The sequence below is a fragment of the Acidianus ambivalens genome, assembly GCF_009729015.1.
GTDB lineage: Archaea > Thermoproteota > Thermoprotei_A > Sulfolobales > Sulfolobaceae > Acidianus > Acidianus ambivalens.
In genome coordinates, this window is record NZ_CP045482.1 from 691,510 (window position 1) to 707,725 (window position 16,216).

The 16,216-nt window shown below is 36.6% G+C and carries 22 protein-coding genes; 11 read left to right on the forward strand and 11 right to left on the reverse strand.

Annotated features, from left to right (window positions below):
* Positions 1-22 precede the first annotated feature (22 nt).
* The 6 genes from D1866_RS04155 to D1866_RS04180 all read right to left on the reverse strand — a co-directional run bounded on the left by D1866_RS04155 (position 23) and on the right by D1866_RS04180 (position 3,747).
* Positions 23-358, reverse strand: a complete 336-nt coding sequence (locus tag D1866_RS04155; RefSeq protein ID WP_231136405.1) for a hypothetical protein — start codon at positions 356-358, stop codon at positions 23-25.
* Positions 359-382: 24 nt separating this feature from the next.
* Positions 383-526 carry a hypothetical protein gene (locus tag D1866_RS04160; RefSeq protein ID WP_152942644.1) on the reverse strand — a complete coding sequence of 48 codons (144 nt, stop codon included), beginning with the start codon at positions 524-526 and terminating at the stop codon, positions 383-385.
* A 190-nt stretch (positions 527-716) separates the two neighbouring features.
* Positions 717-1,661 carry an SDH family Clp fold serine proteinase gene (locus D1866_RS04165; RefSeq protein WP_170254142.1) on the reverse strand — a complete coding sequence of 315 codons (945 nt, stop codon included), beginning with the start codon at positions 1,659-1,661 and terminating at the stop codon, positions 717-719.
* Positions 1,662-1,671: 10 nt separating this feature from the next.
* Entirely contained in the window at positions 1,672-1,839 is a 168-nt protein-coding gene (locus tag D1866_RS04170; RefSeq protein WP_152942640.1) for a hypothetical protein, read from the reverse strand.
* Positions 1,840-2,171: 332 nt separating this feature from the next.
* Positions 2,172-2,390, reverse strand: coding sequence for a hypothetical protein (locus tag D1866_RS04175; RefSeq protein WP_152942638.1), 219 nt, complete (start codon positions 2,388-2,390; stop codon positions 2,172-2,174).
* Positions 2,377-3,747 carry an AAA family ATPase gene (locus D1866_RS04180; protein ID WP_170254141.1) on the reverse strand — a complete coding sequence of 457 codons (1,371 nt, stop codon included), beginning with the start codon at positions 3,745-3,747 and terminating at the stop codon, positions 2,377-2,379. Before D1866_RS04180 ends, D1866_RS04175 begins: the two co-directional genes overlap by 14 nt.
* Positions 3,748-3,824: 77 nt before the next feature.
* Between D1866_RS04180 and D1866_RS13370 the strand changes: the two genes are divergently transcribed.
* Both D1866_RS13370 and D1866_RS04190 read left to right on the forward strand, forming a co-directional pair.
* Entirely contained in the window at positions 3,825-4,766 is a 942-nt protein-coding gene (locus tag D1866_RS13370) for a hypothetical protein (RefSeq protein WP_231136406.1), read from the forward strand.
* A gap of 260 nt (positions 4,767-5,026) precedes the next feature.
* Entirely contained in the window at positions 5,027-6,109 is a 1,083-nt protein-coding gene (locus D1866_RS04190; protein WP_152942634.1) for a thermopsin, read from the forward strand.
* A gap of 45 nt (positions 6,110-6,154) precedes the next feature.
* Here D1866_RS04190 and D1866_RS04195 read toward each other — a convergent pair whose 3' ends face one another.
* Positions 6,155-6,952, reverse strand: a complete 798-nt coding sequence (locus D1866_RS04195; RefSeq protein ID WP_152942632.1) for an undecaprenyl-diphosphate phosphatase — start codon at positions 6,950-6,952, stop codon at positions 6,155-6,157.
* Between the two features lie 19 nt (positions 6,953-6,971).
* On the opposite strand from D1866_RS04195, the gene D1866_RS04200 reads away from it, so the two are divergent.
* From D1866_RS04200 to D1866_RS04220, 5 genes are all read left to right on the forward strand, one after another.
* The gene (locus tag D1866_RS04200; protein WP_152942630.1) at positions 6,972-7,193 is read left to right on the forward strand and encodes a hypothetical protein; all 222 of its coding nucleotides are present in this window, start codon (positions 6,972-6,974) and stop codon (positions 7,191-7,193) included.
* Positions 7,194-7,313: 120 nt separating this feature from the next.
* Positions 7,314-7,691: a hypothetical protein gene (locus tag D1866_RS04205; RefSeq protein ID WP_152942627.1), complete on the forward strand. Its 378-nt coding sequence runs from the start codon at positions 7,314-7,316 to the stop codon at positions 7,689-7,691.
* Between the two features lie 313 nt (positions 7,692-8,004).
* Complete coding sequence (locus D1866_RS04210) at positions 8,005-8,538, forward strand: PaREP1 family protein (protein ID WP_152942625.1); 534 nt, start codon at positions 8,005-8,007, stop codon at positions 8,536-8,538.
* 119 nt (positions 8,539-8,657) lie between these two features.
* A complete protein-coding gene (locus tag D1866_RS04215) occupies positions 8,658-9,242 on the forward strand; it encodes an IS607 family transposase (RefSeq protein WP_152942623.1) in 585 nt (194 codons plus the stop codon).
* A complete protein-coding gene (locus D1866_RS04220) occupies positions 9,220-10,509 on the forward strand; it encodes an RNA-guided endonuclease InsQ/TnpB family protein (RefSeq protein WP_155861054.1) in 1,290 nt (429 codons plus the stop codon). Before D1866_RS04215 ends, D1866_RS04220 begins: the two co-directional genes overlap by 23 nt.
* Here the strand turns inward: D1866_RS04220 and D1866_RS04225 are convergent.
* The 4 genes from D1866_RS04225 to sfsA all read right to left on the reverse strand — a co-directional run bounded on the left by D1866_RS04225 (position 10,493) and on the right by sfsA (position 13,089).
* The gene (locus D1866_RS04225) at positions 10,493-10,915 is read right to left on the reverse strand and encodes an ATP-binding protein (protein WP_152942621.1); all 423 of its coding nucleotides are present in this window, start codon (positions 10,913-10,915) and stop codon (positions 10,493-10,495) included. The two genes, D1866_RS04220 and D1866_RS04225, sit on opposite strands and share 17 nt — an antisense overlap.
* Before the next feature lie 29 nt (positions 10,916-10,944).
* A complete protein-coding gene (locus D1866_RS04230; protein ID WP_152942619.1) occupies positions 10,945-11,400 on the reverse strand; it encodes an ATP-binding protein in 456 nt (151 codons plus the stop codon).
* A gap of 284 nt (positions 11,401-11,684) precedes the next feature.
* Positions 11,685-12,398 carry a DUF72 domain-containing protein gene (locus D1866_RS04235; protein ID WP_152942617.1) on the reverse strand — a complete coding sequence of 238 codons (714 nt, stop codon included), beginning with the start codon at positions 12,396-12,398 and terminating at the stop codon, positions 11,685-11,687.
* A gap of 25 nt (positions 12,399-12,423) precedes the next feature.
* On the reverse strand, positions 12,424-13,089 hold the full coding sequence (gene sfsA, locus D1866_RS04240) for a DNA/RNA nuclease SfsA (protein WP_152942615.1): 666 nt from the start codon (positions 13,087-13,089) through the stop codon (positions 12,424-12,426).
* A gap of 214 nt (positions 13,090-13,303) precedes the next feature.
* On the opposite strand from sfsA, the gene D1866_RS04245 reads away from it, so the two are divergent.
* The 4 genes from D1866_RS04245 (at position 13,304) to D1866_RS04255 (ending at position 16,186) form a co-directional block, all read left to right on the forward strand.
* Complete coding sequence (locus tag D1866_RS04245) at positions 13,304-13,759, forward strand: pyrimidine dimer DNA glycosylase/endonuclease V (RefSeq protein WP_152942613.1); 456 nt, start codon at positions 13,304-13,306, stop codon at positions 13,757-13,759.
* Positions 13,760-13,763: 4 nt separating this feature from the next.
* The gene (locus tag D1866_RS04250) at positions 13,764-14,564 is read left to right on the forward strand and encodes an aldo/keto reductase (protein WP_152942611.1); all 801 of its coding nucleotides are present in this window, start codon (positions 13,764-13,766) and stop codon (positions 14,562-14,564) included.
* A 116-nt stretch (positions 14,565-14,680) separates the two neighbouring features.
* Positions 14,681-14,893, forward strand: coding sequence for a hypothetical protein (locus tag D1866_RS13075; RefSeq protein ID WP_152942609.1), 213 nt, complete (start codon positions 14,681-14,683; stop codon positions 14,891-14,893).
* Positions 14,894-15,037: 144 nt separating this feature from the next.
* Complete coding sequence (locus tag D1866_RS04255) at positions 15,038-16,186, forward strand: RNA-guided endonuclease TnpB family protein (protein WP_152943027.1); 1,149 nt, start codon at positions 15,038-15,040, stop codon at positions 16,184-16,186.
* The last annotated feature ends 30 nt before the right edge of the window (positions 16,187-16,216 follow it).

The following is a 16,216-nucleotide window of genomic DNA, read 5'->3' on the forward strand; positions in this document are numbered from 1 at the left end:
ACATAAATATCTAGAATATTCCTTAACAACTTTCTCCTTTGTTTATTATTCCGAGGTCTATTAACGGAATTAAAGTTACGTACCAACTTAAGGCTCTTACTACGACGTTATTGTCTTTTAACATTTCTAAAAAATAAGGGGAAAGGGCTTTGCATTCTTCAACCGTCAAAAACTTCTCTTCTATCAATTTCTTTACGAAATTCCAAGCCCTATACCTAGTCCCTGTGTCTGGAAATTTTAACATTTCTATAATAAAATCTTTGCCAAGTTCTTTATAATGAACCTCAACATAATTCCAAGCTTCGTGCTTTAATTCCTTATCTTCACTCTGTAGGTACTCCTTTATTCTTGATTTCATCATTAACTTTATTCTTCACGAATCTTAAGTATTTTCATTTTTGCATATTTTAAATATTGGCTTTATGTTACCAAAACGCATGAATGCAGGTCTGCTAAAATGTTCCGCAATTTTTATTTTCTTTATCTCCTTGTTAACCTTCTCCACTATACTTGGATTTACTACCATGATACGTTAAGTTTGTCAACTATTTTACTTATTTCTCTACCGAAATAATCAATAAACCTCATGCAATATTCGTATTTCTTTATATTATTCATATGCCTAAGGATCATCGTTAGAAATCTAACTTTTCGTTAGGACTAGCCAATTCTAATTGAGAGAATTTGCGCATAAAACAATAATCGATTATTGCTCCTTATTTCTGTTGCGAAGATTGAGGTGGTTGTAGTATTCTGATGAAAGCCCTTCCATTAGAATTTTCAACTATCTTGTGAACAGTGGTCAGTTGAAAGGTTATCCTAGTTGCATGGTAAACGGAGAGTACCAAATCTTGTAGCTTTTGATCTGCTTCAAGTTCTATGATCTTTAGTCCTAACTCTTTCAATTTATCCTTACTTATAGGAGCCGAATGAGATTTCAGTTCCTTGTGGTTACTTAAATATTCAACAATTCTTTTTGCTTTGTTTTTGGCGTTGTTATCTCCTTTTAGCATGTATTTGATTAACCATTCCTCTCCTAGTTTCTTGGTTAATTCTATTGCATTTCTAGCTTCTTCAAGTATACCCGGTGGGTATTGTTGTATTTTTGGTGCCCATACTAGTAAATTATCCCTATCTTGTTTTACCTCTTCTTTAGCTCTATTAAACTCCTCTAGTATTGACTGTGCTGAGATGGGAATTTGTCCGTAAGGCATGGTGATAACGAATTGAGGATCTATGGGACCTAGATTTGATTGCTTACCCATTATTATCTCATCTGATGCCAAAGCAAATAGCGTAGCAGCTGACATCGCGGCATCTGGGATTATAGCAGTTATTCTATCAAATTTTTTCCTTAAGTACTCCACTATAGATTGTGCAGCTTCTATTTGACCTCCCGGGCTATGTAAAATTATAGCAATTTCTTTATCTTTTATACCATATACCGTTTCCATAAATGCTTGCTTATCAGCCCACGTAATTTGAACGTCAATAGGACTTAAAATTGGATTATCCATCCATCGAGTAGCGTAAAGTATAACCGGTTTCTTTAAATAATCTGCGACTTCTTTTAAGTATTTTCTTCTAACCTTATCTAACGATAAAGGATCTGTCTTTAATGAATTTAATATCTCGTTTAAAATTTCAGACCATGTGGGCAAAAAATGCACCTTATACAGAAGAAGTTGAAGGAAATACTTTTAATCCTTTGTTGAGGAAAGGCTCGTATAATTTATTTATTTGTTCAGCATACTTATTATAAACCTCTAGAAGTTCTAGCAAATCTTTGATATAAATAGTAGAATTTTTATCCAATTTTCCCACATCATCAATTGTCATATTATATAATTTTATTACAAGCTTTTTAAAATCATCTATTAAAACTTCTCGTTAAAAGCACGCTACAACATTAAATTCGGAAAAATTTTAAGCGTGGCCTCAACTAATTATGAAATGTAAAGATTTATGGACTTTAATAGAGAGTAACTTAAAAACTCTCTCTACTTGCTAAGGGGGAATTTATTTACTCTCGTTAATAGAGAAACTTTATGTCTTTTGTTAAGAGAGTATGAGCAAAAATATGAAGCAAGAGAAAGAGATTTAGATTTTCTACGAAAAGAAGAATAAACATTTTGAATTAATTTTCAAGATAGAATTGGAATAGGCCTATCCTACCTAAGTTCATGTATTTTAATCATATTTTGAGAAATAGATATTGCGTCACAATGCTCGTTACTGCCTCCTCTCCTTACCATTTCTTCCTTAACTTTGCCATTTAATCCATTAAATATGATCTCAAAGTCTAGGAAGATATTAACATCTTCTTTCTCCATTTCAAAGTAACAGCCTTTATCGTTTATGCCTCCAGAATTTATCTTAAGGATTGGCATTTTTTTCTTCCCTAATACGTTCGTGATATAGTTTTGAGAACCAATCAAATTCTTTTTCCATCACATCTGATATCCCAGGGATTCCGTTACTTATTTCTTCTGCAGATTTTTCCTCAACTATACCGTCATGAAAGTAATAAAACTTAACATTCTTTGAGTTAGCCTTTTCCACAGCCTTCGCTAACTCTTCGTAATTGCTTAATTTCAGAGATTTGAAAAGTTCTGCCACTTCCTCCGCCTTAGGTTTAAGCAGAGTAAGGAAGGAGAGAGTATAAATTATTGTTTGACTGTGTGTGCTTATTACTAGCTTATTATTAAGGGCGTACAGGATCATTGAAATTAGTAATTGATATTTTTCGTGTAATTGAGTTTCTGGCTCTTCATAGAGTACTAATTCCTCTTTTTCCTTTATTGACAAAAGAACGCTTAATAATTCCATTATAGACGCTGAGGTGAACTTCCAAGGGATCAATTTTCCTTTCTCTTTATAAATTAGTTTGTTACCTATAACCTCTATATTGCCTGGTATCAGTGGTTGCAATAATTTATATACGTCCTCGTTTATCTTTTTATTACTTAATTTTGTGAAATACTCGAATAATTGGGGAAGATTAGATAATCCTATAGCAGTTAAAGCTACATTAATAAAGCCAGGTAACTGGTCACCCTCAGCTAACGTCTCATATGTTGCTAATGACCTCCAATAAGGGATAAATAACGTGCTCTTTATTCCTTCAATTTCATTTAGTTTTTCATAAAATGATTCCAGAAATTTAGATAATATCCTTTCTCCTATTTTATTGATTAGGTTGGTTGATATTTCCTTAAGAACATACTCCTTGCATGGTTCTGAAAGATTTTGAGTGCCTAGTTGGTAATTTACTGAAACTTTATTGTCGCGAATACTAGCAGTAAATTTTATTCCGTTTCTTAGCACGTCACTTACTGTTTCGTCGCATTCTGAAGGAAGAACTATGGACTGAAATTTGAGATAATCTTCATAATCTTCATAAATTTGATAGTTTTTCATGAAGTCTATAAAACTAAAAGGTTCAACGCTAAATTCTCCTTCTGGCAAATATTGTTTAAGATATTCATCGGAAGGAGAATATTCAAACTCTATATATCCTTCCTTTTTAATCTCTCCTCTAATATTCATTACTCCGTTACCTGCTTTAATAAATCTATATTTTAGTGACGTGGTAAAAGGTAAGAATAACGGAGGATTGAGAGCGTAATATAAAGCTAGGAGAGCAGTACTCTTACCAGAATTTGGAGGCCCAAAGAAGACAGTGAGATCACCCAAATCTATATTAGCCTCATTTATAGGCCCTAAAGAGGTAACCTTAATCTTCATGTAATAACACTTTATGTGCATGATATTAAACTTTGAGAACGAGTAACTTTATTCTTCACGAATCTTAAACTTAAGCTATGGCATTTCTCCAGCAAGTTATAAGCACAGCTTCTGGCTTGAGCTCTGTAGTATCAACTGTCGCCCTAGTATGGACAATCTATTACTACAGAAAGCAGACGGAGCTTTTGAAAACTCAAATAGATGAGATGAAGAAAGAGTCGTCTGTACAAGAATGCCTCCAATTAAGGGATTCTACTATAAGGCTTCACGAAGTTTTATCTCCTTTAATGCTTGATGAAATAGGAGAAATAGAAAACTTCAGAGATGAACTTAACAAGGTTTGTTCTTCTCCTTCAGTTTCTTGCATTTCTTATATACACAACCTCTTTTCTAGACCGGAGAAAATAGGAGAATTTAAGGAAAAGATTTCTAGGCTATTGAGGGACTTAAATAGCTTGAAGGTAGGCGATCCGCGTTTTAAGAATTACGAAGAGTTCGTAGAGGACGTTTATTCGTCAATCTGCAATATTCCTTACTCCTCGTCCAAGGGTGAATGTGAACTTTTAGAAGAAATTGAAAGAATGAAGAACGAATATTCTGAAATTATTAAGTTAACTGACGTACCACTAATTAATGACATAAAAGGTAATATGATGAAGGAGATCGAACTCGGCAAGGAAGTAGGCAAGCTAGGCATTGATGATTTATTTGACGTCGTGGATAAGTTCTCTTTCATAATAGACGGCAAATGCGGAGATAAAACTTGTAAGGACGTTTTCCCACTAAGGGACGTGATAGAAGGGAAGATTAATCCCTTGAAAGAAATGATAGAGAATCCGAAGGAATTTTATAAAAAGTACGGACTGGAATTGGGATGTGACGAATATAAACCTCTTTTAGTAAAAATAAGGGAAGTAGTAGAGGATGATGAGGAATCAAAGGTGTTTTATTCAATACTCTACTTGAACTGGATCTCTAATCAATTTAAGAGTTACGCCACGGGTAAACACAATGGTTAATACAATTCAATTGCCTTCTGAAATTGATATAAAAGTAAGGATGAAGGCAGAGCTTGAGAGAATAACTTGCATTTCGAGTTAGAAAACCTTAATACTCTACTAGATGGTAAATTAATAGATGATGAACACCCAACCTCCAGAAGAGTGAAGAAGGCTAGATTGTCTGAACTGCTACATGTTTCTTTCAGTTGGTTATCTTATGCCTTTCGAAATAAGTAATAATTTTGAAAGCTTATTAACCTCTTATTACACTAGTAATTATGCACCTTAAACTACTAAAAGCTGTTCTGATTTTTTCCTTATTATTTTTAACACAAATTAATGGATATTCACCATTGAAAGTTACTCATGTTTTTTCCTCTCATATTTTTCCTCCCAAGGAAAATCCCAAATTATCAAATGTAAAAGCACAGGAGGTTAATGTTTATTCATCGTATAGTAGTGAGCCTGCTCCAATGGGTATAGCGGATTATGGTGTATGTCCAAATGGGGCATATATAGTACATAAAACTCAAGTGCTGGCTAAAGCTTGCATAAATAATCTATGCGTCCAGACCAGTTCTTATACTAACTGCATTTCAGCCCAACTTAACGTCGTACTTACTTATAATTATCAAGGTCATCAATATTCTATCTGGTTACAAGATGTTGCTTTAATAATGCTGTTCAACGATACCATAAAATTCATAGATAATGTTTGGAACATGACATCTCCAAAGGCTGGAGTTGGTGGAATACAAGGTAACGGCGTTATATGTTCCTCAGGTGGAGTGACTTTTTACTATTACTGTGCAAACGGTTATCCTGGAAGTCCTACAACTTTCTCTTATCCTTTACACTTTTGCGTGCTAATAAAGGTCGGAGTAAATTCCTTGGATGAACCCGTGGCTTATTTCTGCTATAACGATGGCTACGGTTGGGTTAGGTACGATAAAGTGACTTTCTTATTCCCTGGATCAAATAACGTTAGCATAACAATTAACGGTTGTCAATATACAGGCTCAGGAAACTTTTATGATATAGAATTCGTCATAGGAGGGCCAGGAGGAGGTTCTTCTGCAACATTTAATTCTGGATGCGTATATTTGTATTTATACTACTGGAATGGACAAAGTTTTCAGGAAGTGAAAAACGCGTATAATTTCGGTTCAGATACTGCAGAGACCTCATGTAACGTCATAGATTGTGCTTATTCACAAAATGGTCAATATGCTGCAAAATTAACTCCTGGCTCTGGATCCCTTGGTATGTTATGGTCTTCAAATCAAGTTTCAGCTAGTAACATAGAAATCATGCACTATTATTCGACTTTAACCATATCGGAATGGAGTTATAAAGCATAAAACGCTTTATTATTTCCTAAACTTAAGCTATTCTCCGTATCTTTTTTAGCTTAAGATTAACCCTAACACGCTCACTAGGACTGCTATTCCTCCTAACATGAAGTCAATTAAGTAAACCTTCTTAGTCTTAGCAATTTTTAGTAGAAAACTTATTACAACTAAGCCGGTAATTAAGGCTGAAATTACAGCGAGAGCGATTCCATCAATACCAATCATTGATATAACGTAACTAACGTGATGCCTTGTAAATAGAAGAGTTGTCCCTACAGCACCTATTGCTGCCGGTATGTAAGCTAAGTAAGAGTAGTGAAATGCATCCTCTGGATTTATTCCTAAAACTAACATCGTTGACACAGTCATTCCAGACCTACTTACTCCTGGAAGTGCGGCAATGCCTTGTGCTATGCCTATTAATATCATTTCCTTTGTGGAGAGGTTCTTGAACTCCCTCGTTCTATTTCTTGAATACCTAATGTAAATTCCGTCGGCTATTAACGCTATGCCTAAAAGTATCATCGGAATTGAAGGGTTATATGCGTTCTGCAACAGCTTGTCTGATATTATATAAAGTGGAACTCCGACTATTCCGGTAAAGGTTGTAACAACAACTAGAAATTTTAGAAGAAATTTATCGTGAAATACTCTCCTAACGTCCTGCCTAAAATAAATTAATGCAGAGCCAATTGATCCCATTTCCATAAATAATCCAAAGGTGTAAGCAATACTTACGTCTAAGCCGAGTAAATAATGGGAAGCAATTAATTCCTGGGTTTTACTACTTATAGGTAACCATTCTGCAATTCCTTGTATTATTCCTAGGAGAATTGAAATTAAGAAGTTCATTTTTACCACCTACTTAAGAGTGCCAATTCTAGAGTTATTGCTGTACTCATTATGGAAAGGTAAAGAGAACACTGGAGATATGACGAATTGTCTAGGCAAACTTTTTCCAAAGATAGAAATTATGAGTAGGAATATTAAAAAAGGAGTTAAGAAAATGTCTTTTCCCAAGATACTCATTGACAGAAGGCCTAGAGTACTTAAAGTAGTGAATTTCATATGCTTAGACTTTTTAGCCGAATAATAAAAATAACCTATATAATCTATATATACAATAAAAGGATATATAAAATATGTAGAACGTGATTAAGATCTAGAGTGATGATCTGAAAAAATATAAATAGACAAAAAACTAGGGATATTTGTGGAGCACTCACCAGCTTTAACGGCCTTTATCATAGTGGTAGGGATAGTTGCTTCAACTTTTGCAGTAGTTTATGTTGCTTACTCCTTAGTTTCAAGTTTATTTACTCAACAGTCCTCAATTATCCTTTATAGTGGTTGTGTCTTCGAAAATGGAACTCTTAAGGTTAACTTATTCTCTCCTAAACAACTGACAGTAAGTTATGTTAAAATTAATGGCGAGGTATTTTACCCTGAAAATCAGATTATGATCTACCCTGGAACTAATACCTATTATATTAATACTGGAGACGAGAATTTGTCTCCTCAATCTAAGGTTATGGTGAGTATTTTCTTTAATAATGGTGAGGAAATAAGCTTCAATACTACAGTTATATAACTGACTCCTCCACGCCTCACAGAGGTGAGGGGTTCCCACCATCGTTTAGCAGTAGGGGTAGCCAGAGAGCCCCAGAGAGATCATCGCCAAGCTCTAGTCCCTTAGGAGATACTGGTTGCTCCTCACGCAGTACCATTAAGCAAGGAGCGTCACTAGCGCCAATAAAAGATTTTTGAGAAAAGAGAGATTTAAACACGGGGCTATTCATTTGGCGAGACTTTCCGCCCTTAACCCCCACTTTTTTACTTTAATCGCTCTGATTTAACGTAGTTCAGTCCTTGGACTTTTTAACTCCGTTGCTAAAAATGATTTGATGGAATCTAAAATACCTACTATTGAGAAACACAGAAATGCTTACGTAAAGATAAGGATAATAGAAAGTTTAGATGAGTTAGCTTTAGGATTAAAATTACTAAAAGAGGGATTTAGTAGAAATTCTGCTAATAAAGTGTTCCTTTCTTGGAAGGCTATAATTAGTGCGTTGACAGTTATGAATCTTGAAAAAATGCCTAGAAATGAAAAAGAGAAGGAATGGTATTATAAATCAGGCTTTCTTGCTCCTACCACTGGATTAAAAGGAATTTCGCAAAGGCTTGAAGAACTTGGATATAATGTAAATTCCCTAACTTCAGTTGCGTTAGAATTACATAGATATGCATATAATGGCCTTTATAAAGGAGCCAGCGATTATTATGAAAGAGAAGAGGCTATTAACGACATCATTTACTTATCTAAGGAAATTATGAAGGTTATAAAAGAATTCTTTAAGGAATATTGGGATGAGGAAATTGAAAAGCATTATAATCTTGCTGAGAAGGAGTTCACGACTAGTACTAAGAATCTTTAGTGCAACTACGTTCAAGCGAAATTTTGCATTTTCTTTATCCACATTCTAGCAGAATGCCGTTGCCAACTGTTTCCAATAAACCGTGAAGTTTATATACTTTGTATGTAAAACTAATTACAATGCTAAAACCTAAAGAAGTCTGCCAACGCTTAGGAATATCATACCGCACTTTACAGAGCTACGTAAAGAAGGGTTATATAAAACCAGTAATACTACAGAGCGGAAAGTGGAGGTTCAGAGAAGACGACGTAGAGAAGTTAATGGGTATTGTAAGAAAGAGGAAAGTGATCCTTTACGCGAGAGTATCATCAAACACACAAAAAGACGACTTGGTAAACCAAGTAAAATACTTACAAGAACAAGTAAAGGACTACGACCAAGTAATAACAGACGTGGGTTCTGGGTTAAACATGAAGAGGAAAGGATTCCTCAAGTTGTTAAGAATGATACTGAACAACGAAGTGTCAAAGGTCGTTGTGGCTTACCCAGAAACACTGACAAGGTTCGGCTTCGAGATAATAGAGGAAGTGTGCAAAGCACATAATTGTGAAATAGTAGTTCTTAATATGGAAGACAAAACACCGGAACAAGAGTTAATCGAAGACCTAATCTCAATCCTAGTCTCCTTTAGCGGAAAATTGCAAGGAATAAGGAGTCACAAATACGAAAAGGTGAAGAAGTGTGTCGAGGAAATTAAGAATTAAATCACTCCAACCAGAGGAGGAGTACATTTACTTAACATACTCCTTGGAGAATGATAAGAAGGAGGAGACGAAAATACTACTGGAGAACTATAAGACGCTACTGCAAAAAGCATTAGACTGGCTGTGGGATAGAACTAAGATAGAGAGAAAAGAAGTGAAGAAGGGTAAGAAAGTACTCATGAAGGTCAAAGTCAAGTTACCTAAAAAGAAGGAAGTGTACAAGGCGTTAAGAGACGAGTTAGAGAAGGTCAACAAGTTAGCTTCCCACTACGTTGATAAGGCAATTAATGACGCTTACTCAATACTGGAAAGTTGGAAGAGGAGGGCTGAGAAGGGACAAGCGTCACTGAGTAAACCAACACTGAGGAAGGTTTACGTTAGGGTAAAATCAACGCTCAGAAAGGTTGAGGGCGAAGAGGTTAGGATTACTGTAAGACCTTACGAATACGTCACATTCTCTTGGTCTCACACTTGGTTTTCACGAAGGGTTAAGGGGCTAGAACTAGGTGAGCCCGTGATAAAGGAGGATAAGGTGTACCTGCCATTTCGTTACAGATTACCTTGGTTTACTCCCCTTGACTTTCTCTCTATTGATAGTAACCTCTATACTCTAGACGCATACGATGGTGAGAAGTTCGTTACTTTCTCAATGAAGGAGTTATACAGTATGAAGTACGGTATGGAGTTGAAGAGGGGTAGAATACAGTCTTTTGCTTCAAAGCACGGTAGGAAGGGGAAGGAGTTGATGAGGAAGTATTCTCATAGAGAGAAAAACCGTGTACTGGATTATATTCACAAGTTTGTGAATAAGTTGCTGGAGATGTACCCTATGACGACATTTGTTGTTGAGAAGTTGAATAAGCAAGAGATGTTCAAAGACGCTAACGACTCCCTTTCTAAAAAGATTTCTAAGACTGTATGGAGGTCAATTCATCGTGTGCTAAAGTATAAGGCTCTCCTTTACGGTTCCTTCTTGAAGGAGGTGAACCCACGCCTCACTTCAAAGTCCTGCCCCAGATGTGGATGGGTTTCCCGAAAGGTTGGCAGGACTTTTCATTGTGAGAGATGTGGGTTAACCATGGATAGACAACTGAACGCATCTCTCAACATCTACCTCAAAATGTGCGGGTTTCCCCACATCCGTGATATTCCGCGGGTGTGGGTTGGGGTTATCCCGCTAAAGGGGCGGAGGGGTAACGGGTTTCCCCGTGACTCTGTTGAAGCCCAAGGGCTGAGAATTAGATACGATTTCATGAAAATTCAATGAAGCCCAAACCCCTTAATCCAACTCTAGTAGGTAAATCCGAAGGTAAGGCGTATTTTCCTCTACCTAGCTTTACCACAAATCCGTAGTTGATAAGAGTGCCCAGTAATTCGTTAAGCCTAGAATTCCCAATTTGCTCCTTAAATAATGAGTTAATTACATTCCTTATCTCGCTTAAACTCCCCTTATTTCCTAATCTTGATAAGGCTAGAATTATTTCAGCGTGTCTAGTGGGCGAGTTTGAAGTTTTTAGGAATCTTGTAAAATCCTTTGAAACCTCCTTTGCAGCTTCTTTCAATATTACCTTAATATCAACTTGGTGGGAATGTTTAACTGCATAAGAGTAACTCCTACCGAAGAAAGCCAACCAGCCTGGAATTCCGTCGAAAAGCTTCACTGCCTCATCCACAGCAATTCCTTCCTCTTTAAATCCTAGAGTTAAAAATTCCTTTGCGGTATCTTCGTTGAATCTCTCCTAAAGAATTTCCTACCGAAGAAAGGTTTCTCTTCCTCAACTTGATTTAAAATTTCCTCAGTAACGCCTACTCCAGAAACTACAATAACAGTATTGTCACACCATTCATAAATGTCATGTAAGAACGAACCTAGATCGAAGCCCTTCACTTTCTTAATATTTTGTATTTCATCAATAAAAACCACCAGGAATTTTTTATTATCTTTAGAAATTGAATCTAAAGCCCTAATGACCTCGTTGATATCTTGGGTATTAAATTCTCTTAGTTTTATTCCTATTTTTACCCAATTTAATTCTAGGACATCGCTTGGATCTACTCCTAACCTATTTGCAATAATTCTCGAAACCTTACCTGCAAATGTGTATTTTTTAATAGTATCAACTGCCCCTTCAATGAAAATCCTCGAAAAAATATCCATAGGATACGATTTTTTACTCCCTATCTTTCCTAAGTTAATAGATAAAGAGATATAATCCGAGAGCTCATTAAGAGTCACCCTGACAAGACTAGTTTTTCCTATCCTCCTTATCCCTAAAACTGCTGCAAAATTATATCCTTTAGTTCTTCAATCTCTCTATCAAAGAAATCTTCCCTCCTTGATTTAGGTCTGGTGTCAAAGAGAATTTCCGCCACCGGAATTATTCCGGAACCGGAATTTTTAAGTTTTAACAATGAAGAGATATAAAATCAAGACTTCAATTCTCATCCTAGCATTTTCTTAAACCTTAATGCGTCGTCAAAGGAATATATATTATTAAATAGAACGTAAATCGTTGTAGAAGAACCGCCTTTAACCATGTCTTTCAATTTCTGTAAATCTTCATCAGTAAATTTATATGAGTAATTAACTTCTCCTTTTCCTATTCCGTGTAGCCTATAATACTTCATTTGAGTTAAGGAGTTATGCCTAAATGGATCAACTACGTGAACTACCCCAGTTCTTTCTAAAACTTCCTTCAAAAGGCTCTCATTATCGTACCAAGAGCCTCTAGGTTCCCAAGCATAAATAAAGCCCTTCTCTAAAGTTGAGAAATAGTCTATTAGCCTTTTCACGTTTTCCTCCGAAGGCTTAAAAGATGCAGGAGATTGAAAAACTATGATCCTAGCGTTCAATTCCCTAGCTTCCTTTAGCGTTACTTCAGTTGCCTCCTCAACTTCCTTTGTTTCCTTAAAGGACCCAAAGTTCTCCTTATTTCCTTGGAATTTCTTCATCCTCTTATAAGTAGTCGCGTTATATTCGTGAGTTATTACTTGCAGTGCCTTTAACGTTAGCTCTACACGATTTTCCTCCGCCATCTTCCTCCATCTGCTTAGCGTTATTTCACTGACCACGTCGTAGAAAGTTTGTTGAACTTCTAATACGTCAAAATATTTGAAGTGCTTATTAGTAAAACCGCAAGTACCTACTTTTATCATATTTCATTTTCTTTTATCTCTTCTTTTAACCTTTACCACATAGCGGAATATCCCTAACGTAATATACCTTATTTCCTTCAAGTTTAAACTCCTTAATTTCAACTTCTAAGCCCTTGGCTAGCGCTAGATAGAAAGTTTCAGCAAACTTTTTATCAGTTTCAGCATTCGGAGAAAAACACTCCGCATCATCTCTCATTACCAAGACTAGAAGCTTTGCCTTCATTCCACTTTCAATTGCCTTCATCAGCTCTTCCAAATGTCTCCTACCTCTCTCGGTTGGCGCATCAGGGAAAAGTGCTACTCCGTTCTTAACGAGCGTACAACCTTTCACTTCAACGTAAGTATTCTCAAAAAAGAAATCTATTCTACTGTCTCCAAGCTTTACTTCCGACCTCGAATTCTCTGGAAGAAACTTTTTAGCAATAACGTTGTGAATACTGGAGTCAGTTATAACCCATCTTCCGTCCCAGGCCGCAGTCACTTGGCAGGAAGTTTTCCTTCCTCTACCTTTTTCAGTTTGTCTTATAAGAATTCTATTTCCAGGGTAAATCAGTTCTTCTAGTCTTCCCGGATCATGCAAGTGGCAAAGCTTTCCACTCTTTGTTTGTACCAGAAATCTATTTAATCTACTTTCCACAATTTCCTCGTGAAGAGTTTCCTTAAATTCGTAAACGAGTGATGATAAATTCATTTCTGAACTGTGAAGAACGGTGTAGGGACTGATTAAAAATTTTCAGCCTATATTTGCATAGTAAATTAATAACTTAAATTCGATAGAACTTCTATAGTTGCTACTATGATAAACGCAGAAAAGTTTCTTTACAGCTTAAGGTTCTTCCTCTAGAGTCCATAATTTTCAATAAATTTTAACATTAATTTTTAATTATCTGGCATAAGAAAAGCTCATGAGACTTTGGTCAATTCATCCAAAATACCTTGATACTCGAGGACTTTTAGGCTTATGGAGAGAAGGCTTACTTGCTCAGAAAGTTCTCTTAGGAGAAACAAGGGGATATAAAAACCATCCTCAGCTAATAAGGTTTAAGAGAACGAGCGATCCTATTCTTTATCTTGGAACTTATCTTTATTACGTTTACCTAGAAGGAGTGAGGAGAGGGTACTCCTTTAATAAGGAGAAAATAGTTAAATACGACCTAACCTTGAGGATGCCGGTAACAGAGGGTCAAATAAATTATGAATTCCACCACTTGCTTGAGAAGTTGAAAATCAGAAACCCTAAAATATATGCAGAGTTACTCCAAGTTAAAATAATAGAGGTAAACCCTATATTCTTCGTCATTAAAGGTGGAATGGAAGAATGGGAAAAGGTTGCATTTTTTAATACGCAGAATGCAATATAATACCATGAAGAAGTTTAAGTACTTTACAATCTCTGATCTAGCCTTAGGAACTTGGAAAATGGGTGGAGGTTTCTGGACTCCAAGTTACGAAAACGACGAAAGGGATGTGAACGCAATAAAGAAAGCTATAGAGCTAGGAATTACAACTATTGACACTGCAGAAATGTACGGCGGAGGTCATGCAGAAGAATTAGTGGGCAAAGCAATAAAGGACTTCAAAAGGGACGACATTTTTATTATAACTAAAGTTTGGCCAAACCACGCAAAGTATGAGGACGTAATAAAGTCAGCAAAGGCAAGTAGTTCAAGGCTCGGCACTTTCATAGACCTTTACTTACTTCACTGGCCTTCTTCCTCAGTACCAATATGCGAAACTATGAGCGCATTTGAAAAACTTGTGGAAGACGGAATCGTAAAGTTCATTGGTTTGAGCAATTTTAAACCAGAAGGTATACAAAAGGTCAACGAATGCCTTAAGAAGAACGAGGTAACTGCAATTGAAAACCATTACAGCTTGCTGGATAGGAGTGATGAAGATACTCTGGAGTATGCAAAAAAGAACGGGATTGCGTATTTTTCCTATACTCCCTTAGAAAAAGGAAGGATATCACAAATTAAGGTACTAGACGAAATTGCTAAAAAGTACAATAAAACGCCAATTCAAGTTGCTTTAAATTGGTACATATCCATTGATGTTATGATTCCCATAGTCAAGGCAAGTAATATAAAGCATTTAGAAGAGAACGCCGGAGCAATGGGGTGGAAATTAAGTAAGGAAGATTGGGAAGCAATAGCTAAAGCTTAGGAAACTGGGGTAGTCCTCCCTGGAAGGGGCAAATCTTTTGTGAATTAATTTTCCTTTTTGTAAACGAAGTGACGTTATAACTTTAATACCTCTCGTGGTAATATTTTATTGAAGATGTGGGGGGAGTTGTCTGGTGGATACCAGGCGACAATGATCCCCAAGTTTTATTATTTTTATTATCATCAGTTGTTCTATTTATGATAGACATAGACGACGCTGGAGATTTAGGTAAGGGCAGTAAATACTTTGTTTTAGCAGGAGTTACAGTTTACTCAGATTGCAAAAAATACCTTGAGGAAGCTTTAAAGGCTGCGAAAGTCAAGAAGTAAGAAGAACCTTTATCAGTTATATATCAAAAATGGAATTGAAAGCAACAATTTACAGAGAAGGGGGTTAAGGAGGCGTAAAGCCTCGCAGGCGGGGATGGATAACCCCCTTATATTTAAATACTTCTTTGTCAAAATTTTCTTTTGATGGCTAGGAGGGGAAATAAAGCGATCAGATCAACTGTTTCGATGAAGATCGCAGTCTCTGATTCCCTCCTAGCCCTTGTTAATAACTACGTTAAAGCACTCCGTTTCACCCTATTCTGGCTGAAGGAAAATGTGAAAAACCCGGAAGAGAAGGGAGTGCTTTCGAAAGTCCACGAGGAGTTGTATGAGAAGTTAAGAGGGGAATACAATCTACCGTCAAAGGTTGCTGAGGACTGTTATCGTGATGCCCTTTCAATATACAAGGGATGGTATAATAATCCGAGAAGGGGACGTTTCCCAAGAGTGTATAAACTCACTGTTTGGTTAACACCAAAGGCTAGCTATGACGTGGATTTCGAGAGAATGATTGTTAGGATAACAAGTGTTGGAGAACTACCAATCTTGGGATATCCTAGGAACTTGAAGGAGTACTTAAGCTGGAGGATGAGGGAGGCTAGGTTAGTGATCAGAGACGGTAAGGCTTTCCTCAAGGTCGTTTTTGAGAAAGAAGGAGAGAAGGTTGAGGCAAGGGAAAGTATTGCCGTAGACGTTAATATGGCTGAAGTAGTCGTAGGGAAGGACGACAAAAACTACGTTAGGATTCCAACTCGTCTCGAAGAGGCTCATCACTGGAAGTCTTTAGCTGAAAACCTACAAAGGAAATACCCAAGGAGGTGGATGGAGAATAAGAGGATCTTGTATAGAGTCCGTTCTTTCCACATAAAGGCTAAGAGGGTTATGGAGGATTTTGCTAGAAAAGTGGGGAGGTGGGTTGTTGAAGTAACAAGAATGATGGGTTCTAACGTCATTAAGTTAGAGAACCTTAAGAACCTCATCAAGAATGTGGAAAAGCTACCTAAGGAGTTTCACGATAAGTTGTATCTTATGCAGTATCGTCGTATTCAATATTGGATTGTTTGGCAGGCTAAGAAACACGGAATGATTGTTGAGTTTGTTAATCCCAGTTATTCTTCAATCTCATGCCCAAAATGCGGTCAAAGGATGGTTGAGGTTTCCCATCGTTGGTTTAAGTGCTCATGTGGTTATGAGAATGATCGTGATGTTATTGCTGTAGTTAATCTTAATGGGAGGGGTTCTCTGAGCCTCTCGACTGCCCCTCAAATGAGGGATGTAAGAACGAATCGATGAGGGGAACCCTCGCCCTTTAGGGCGGGGAGA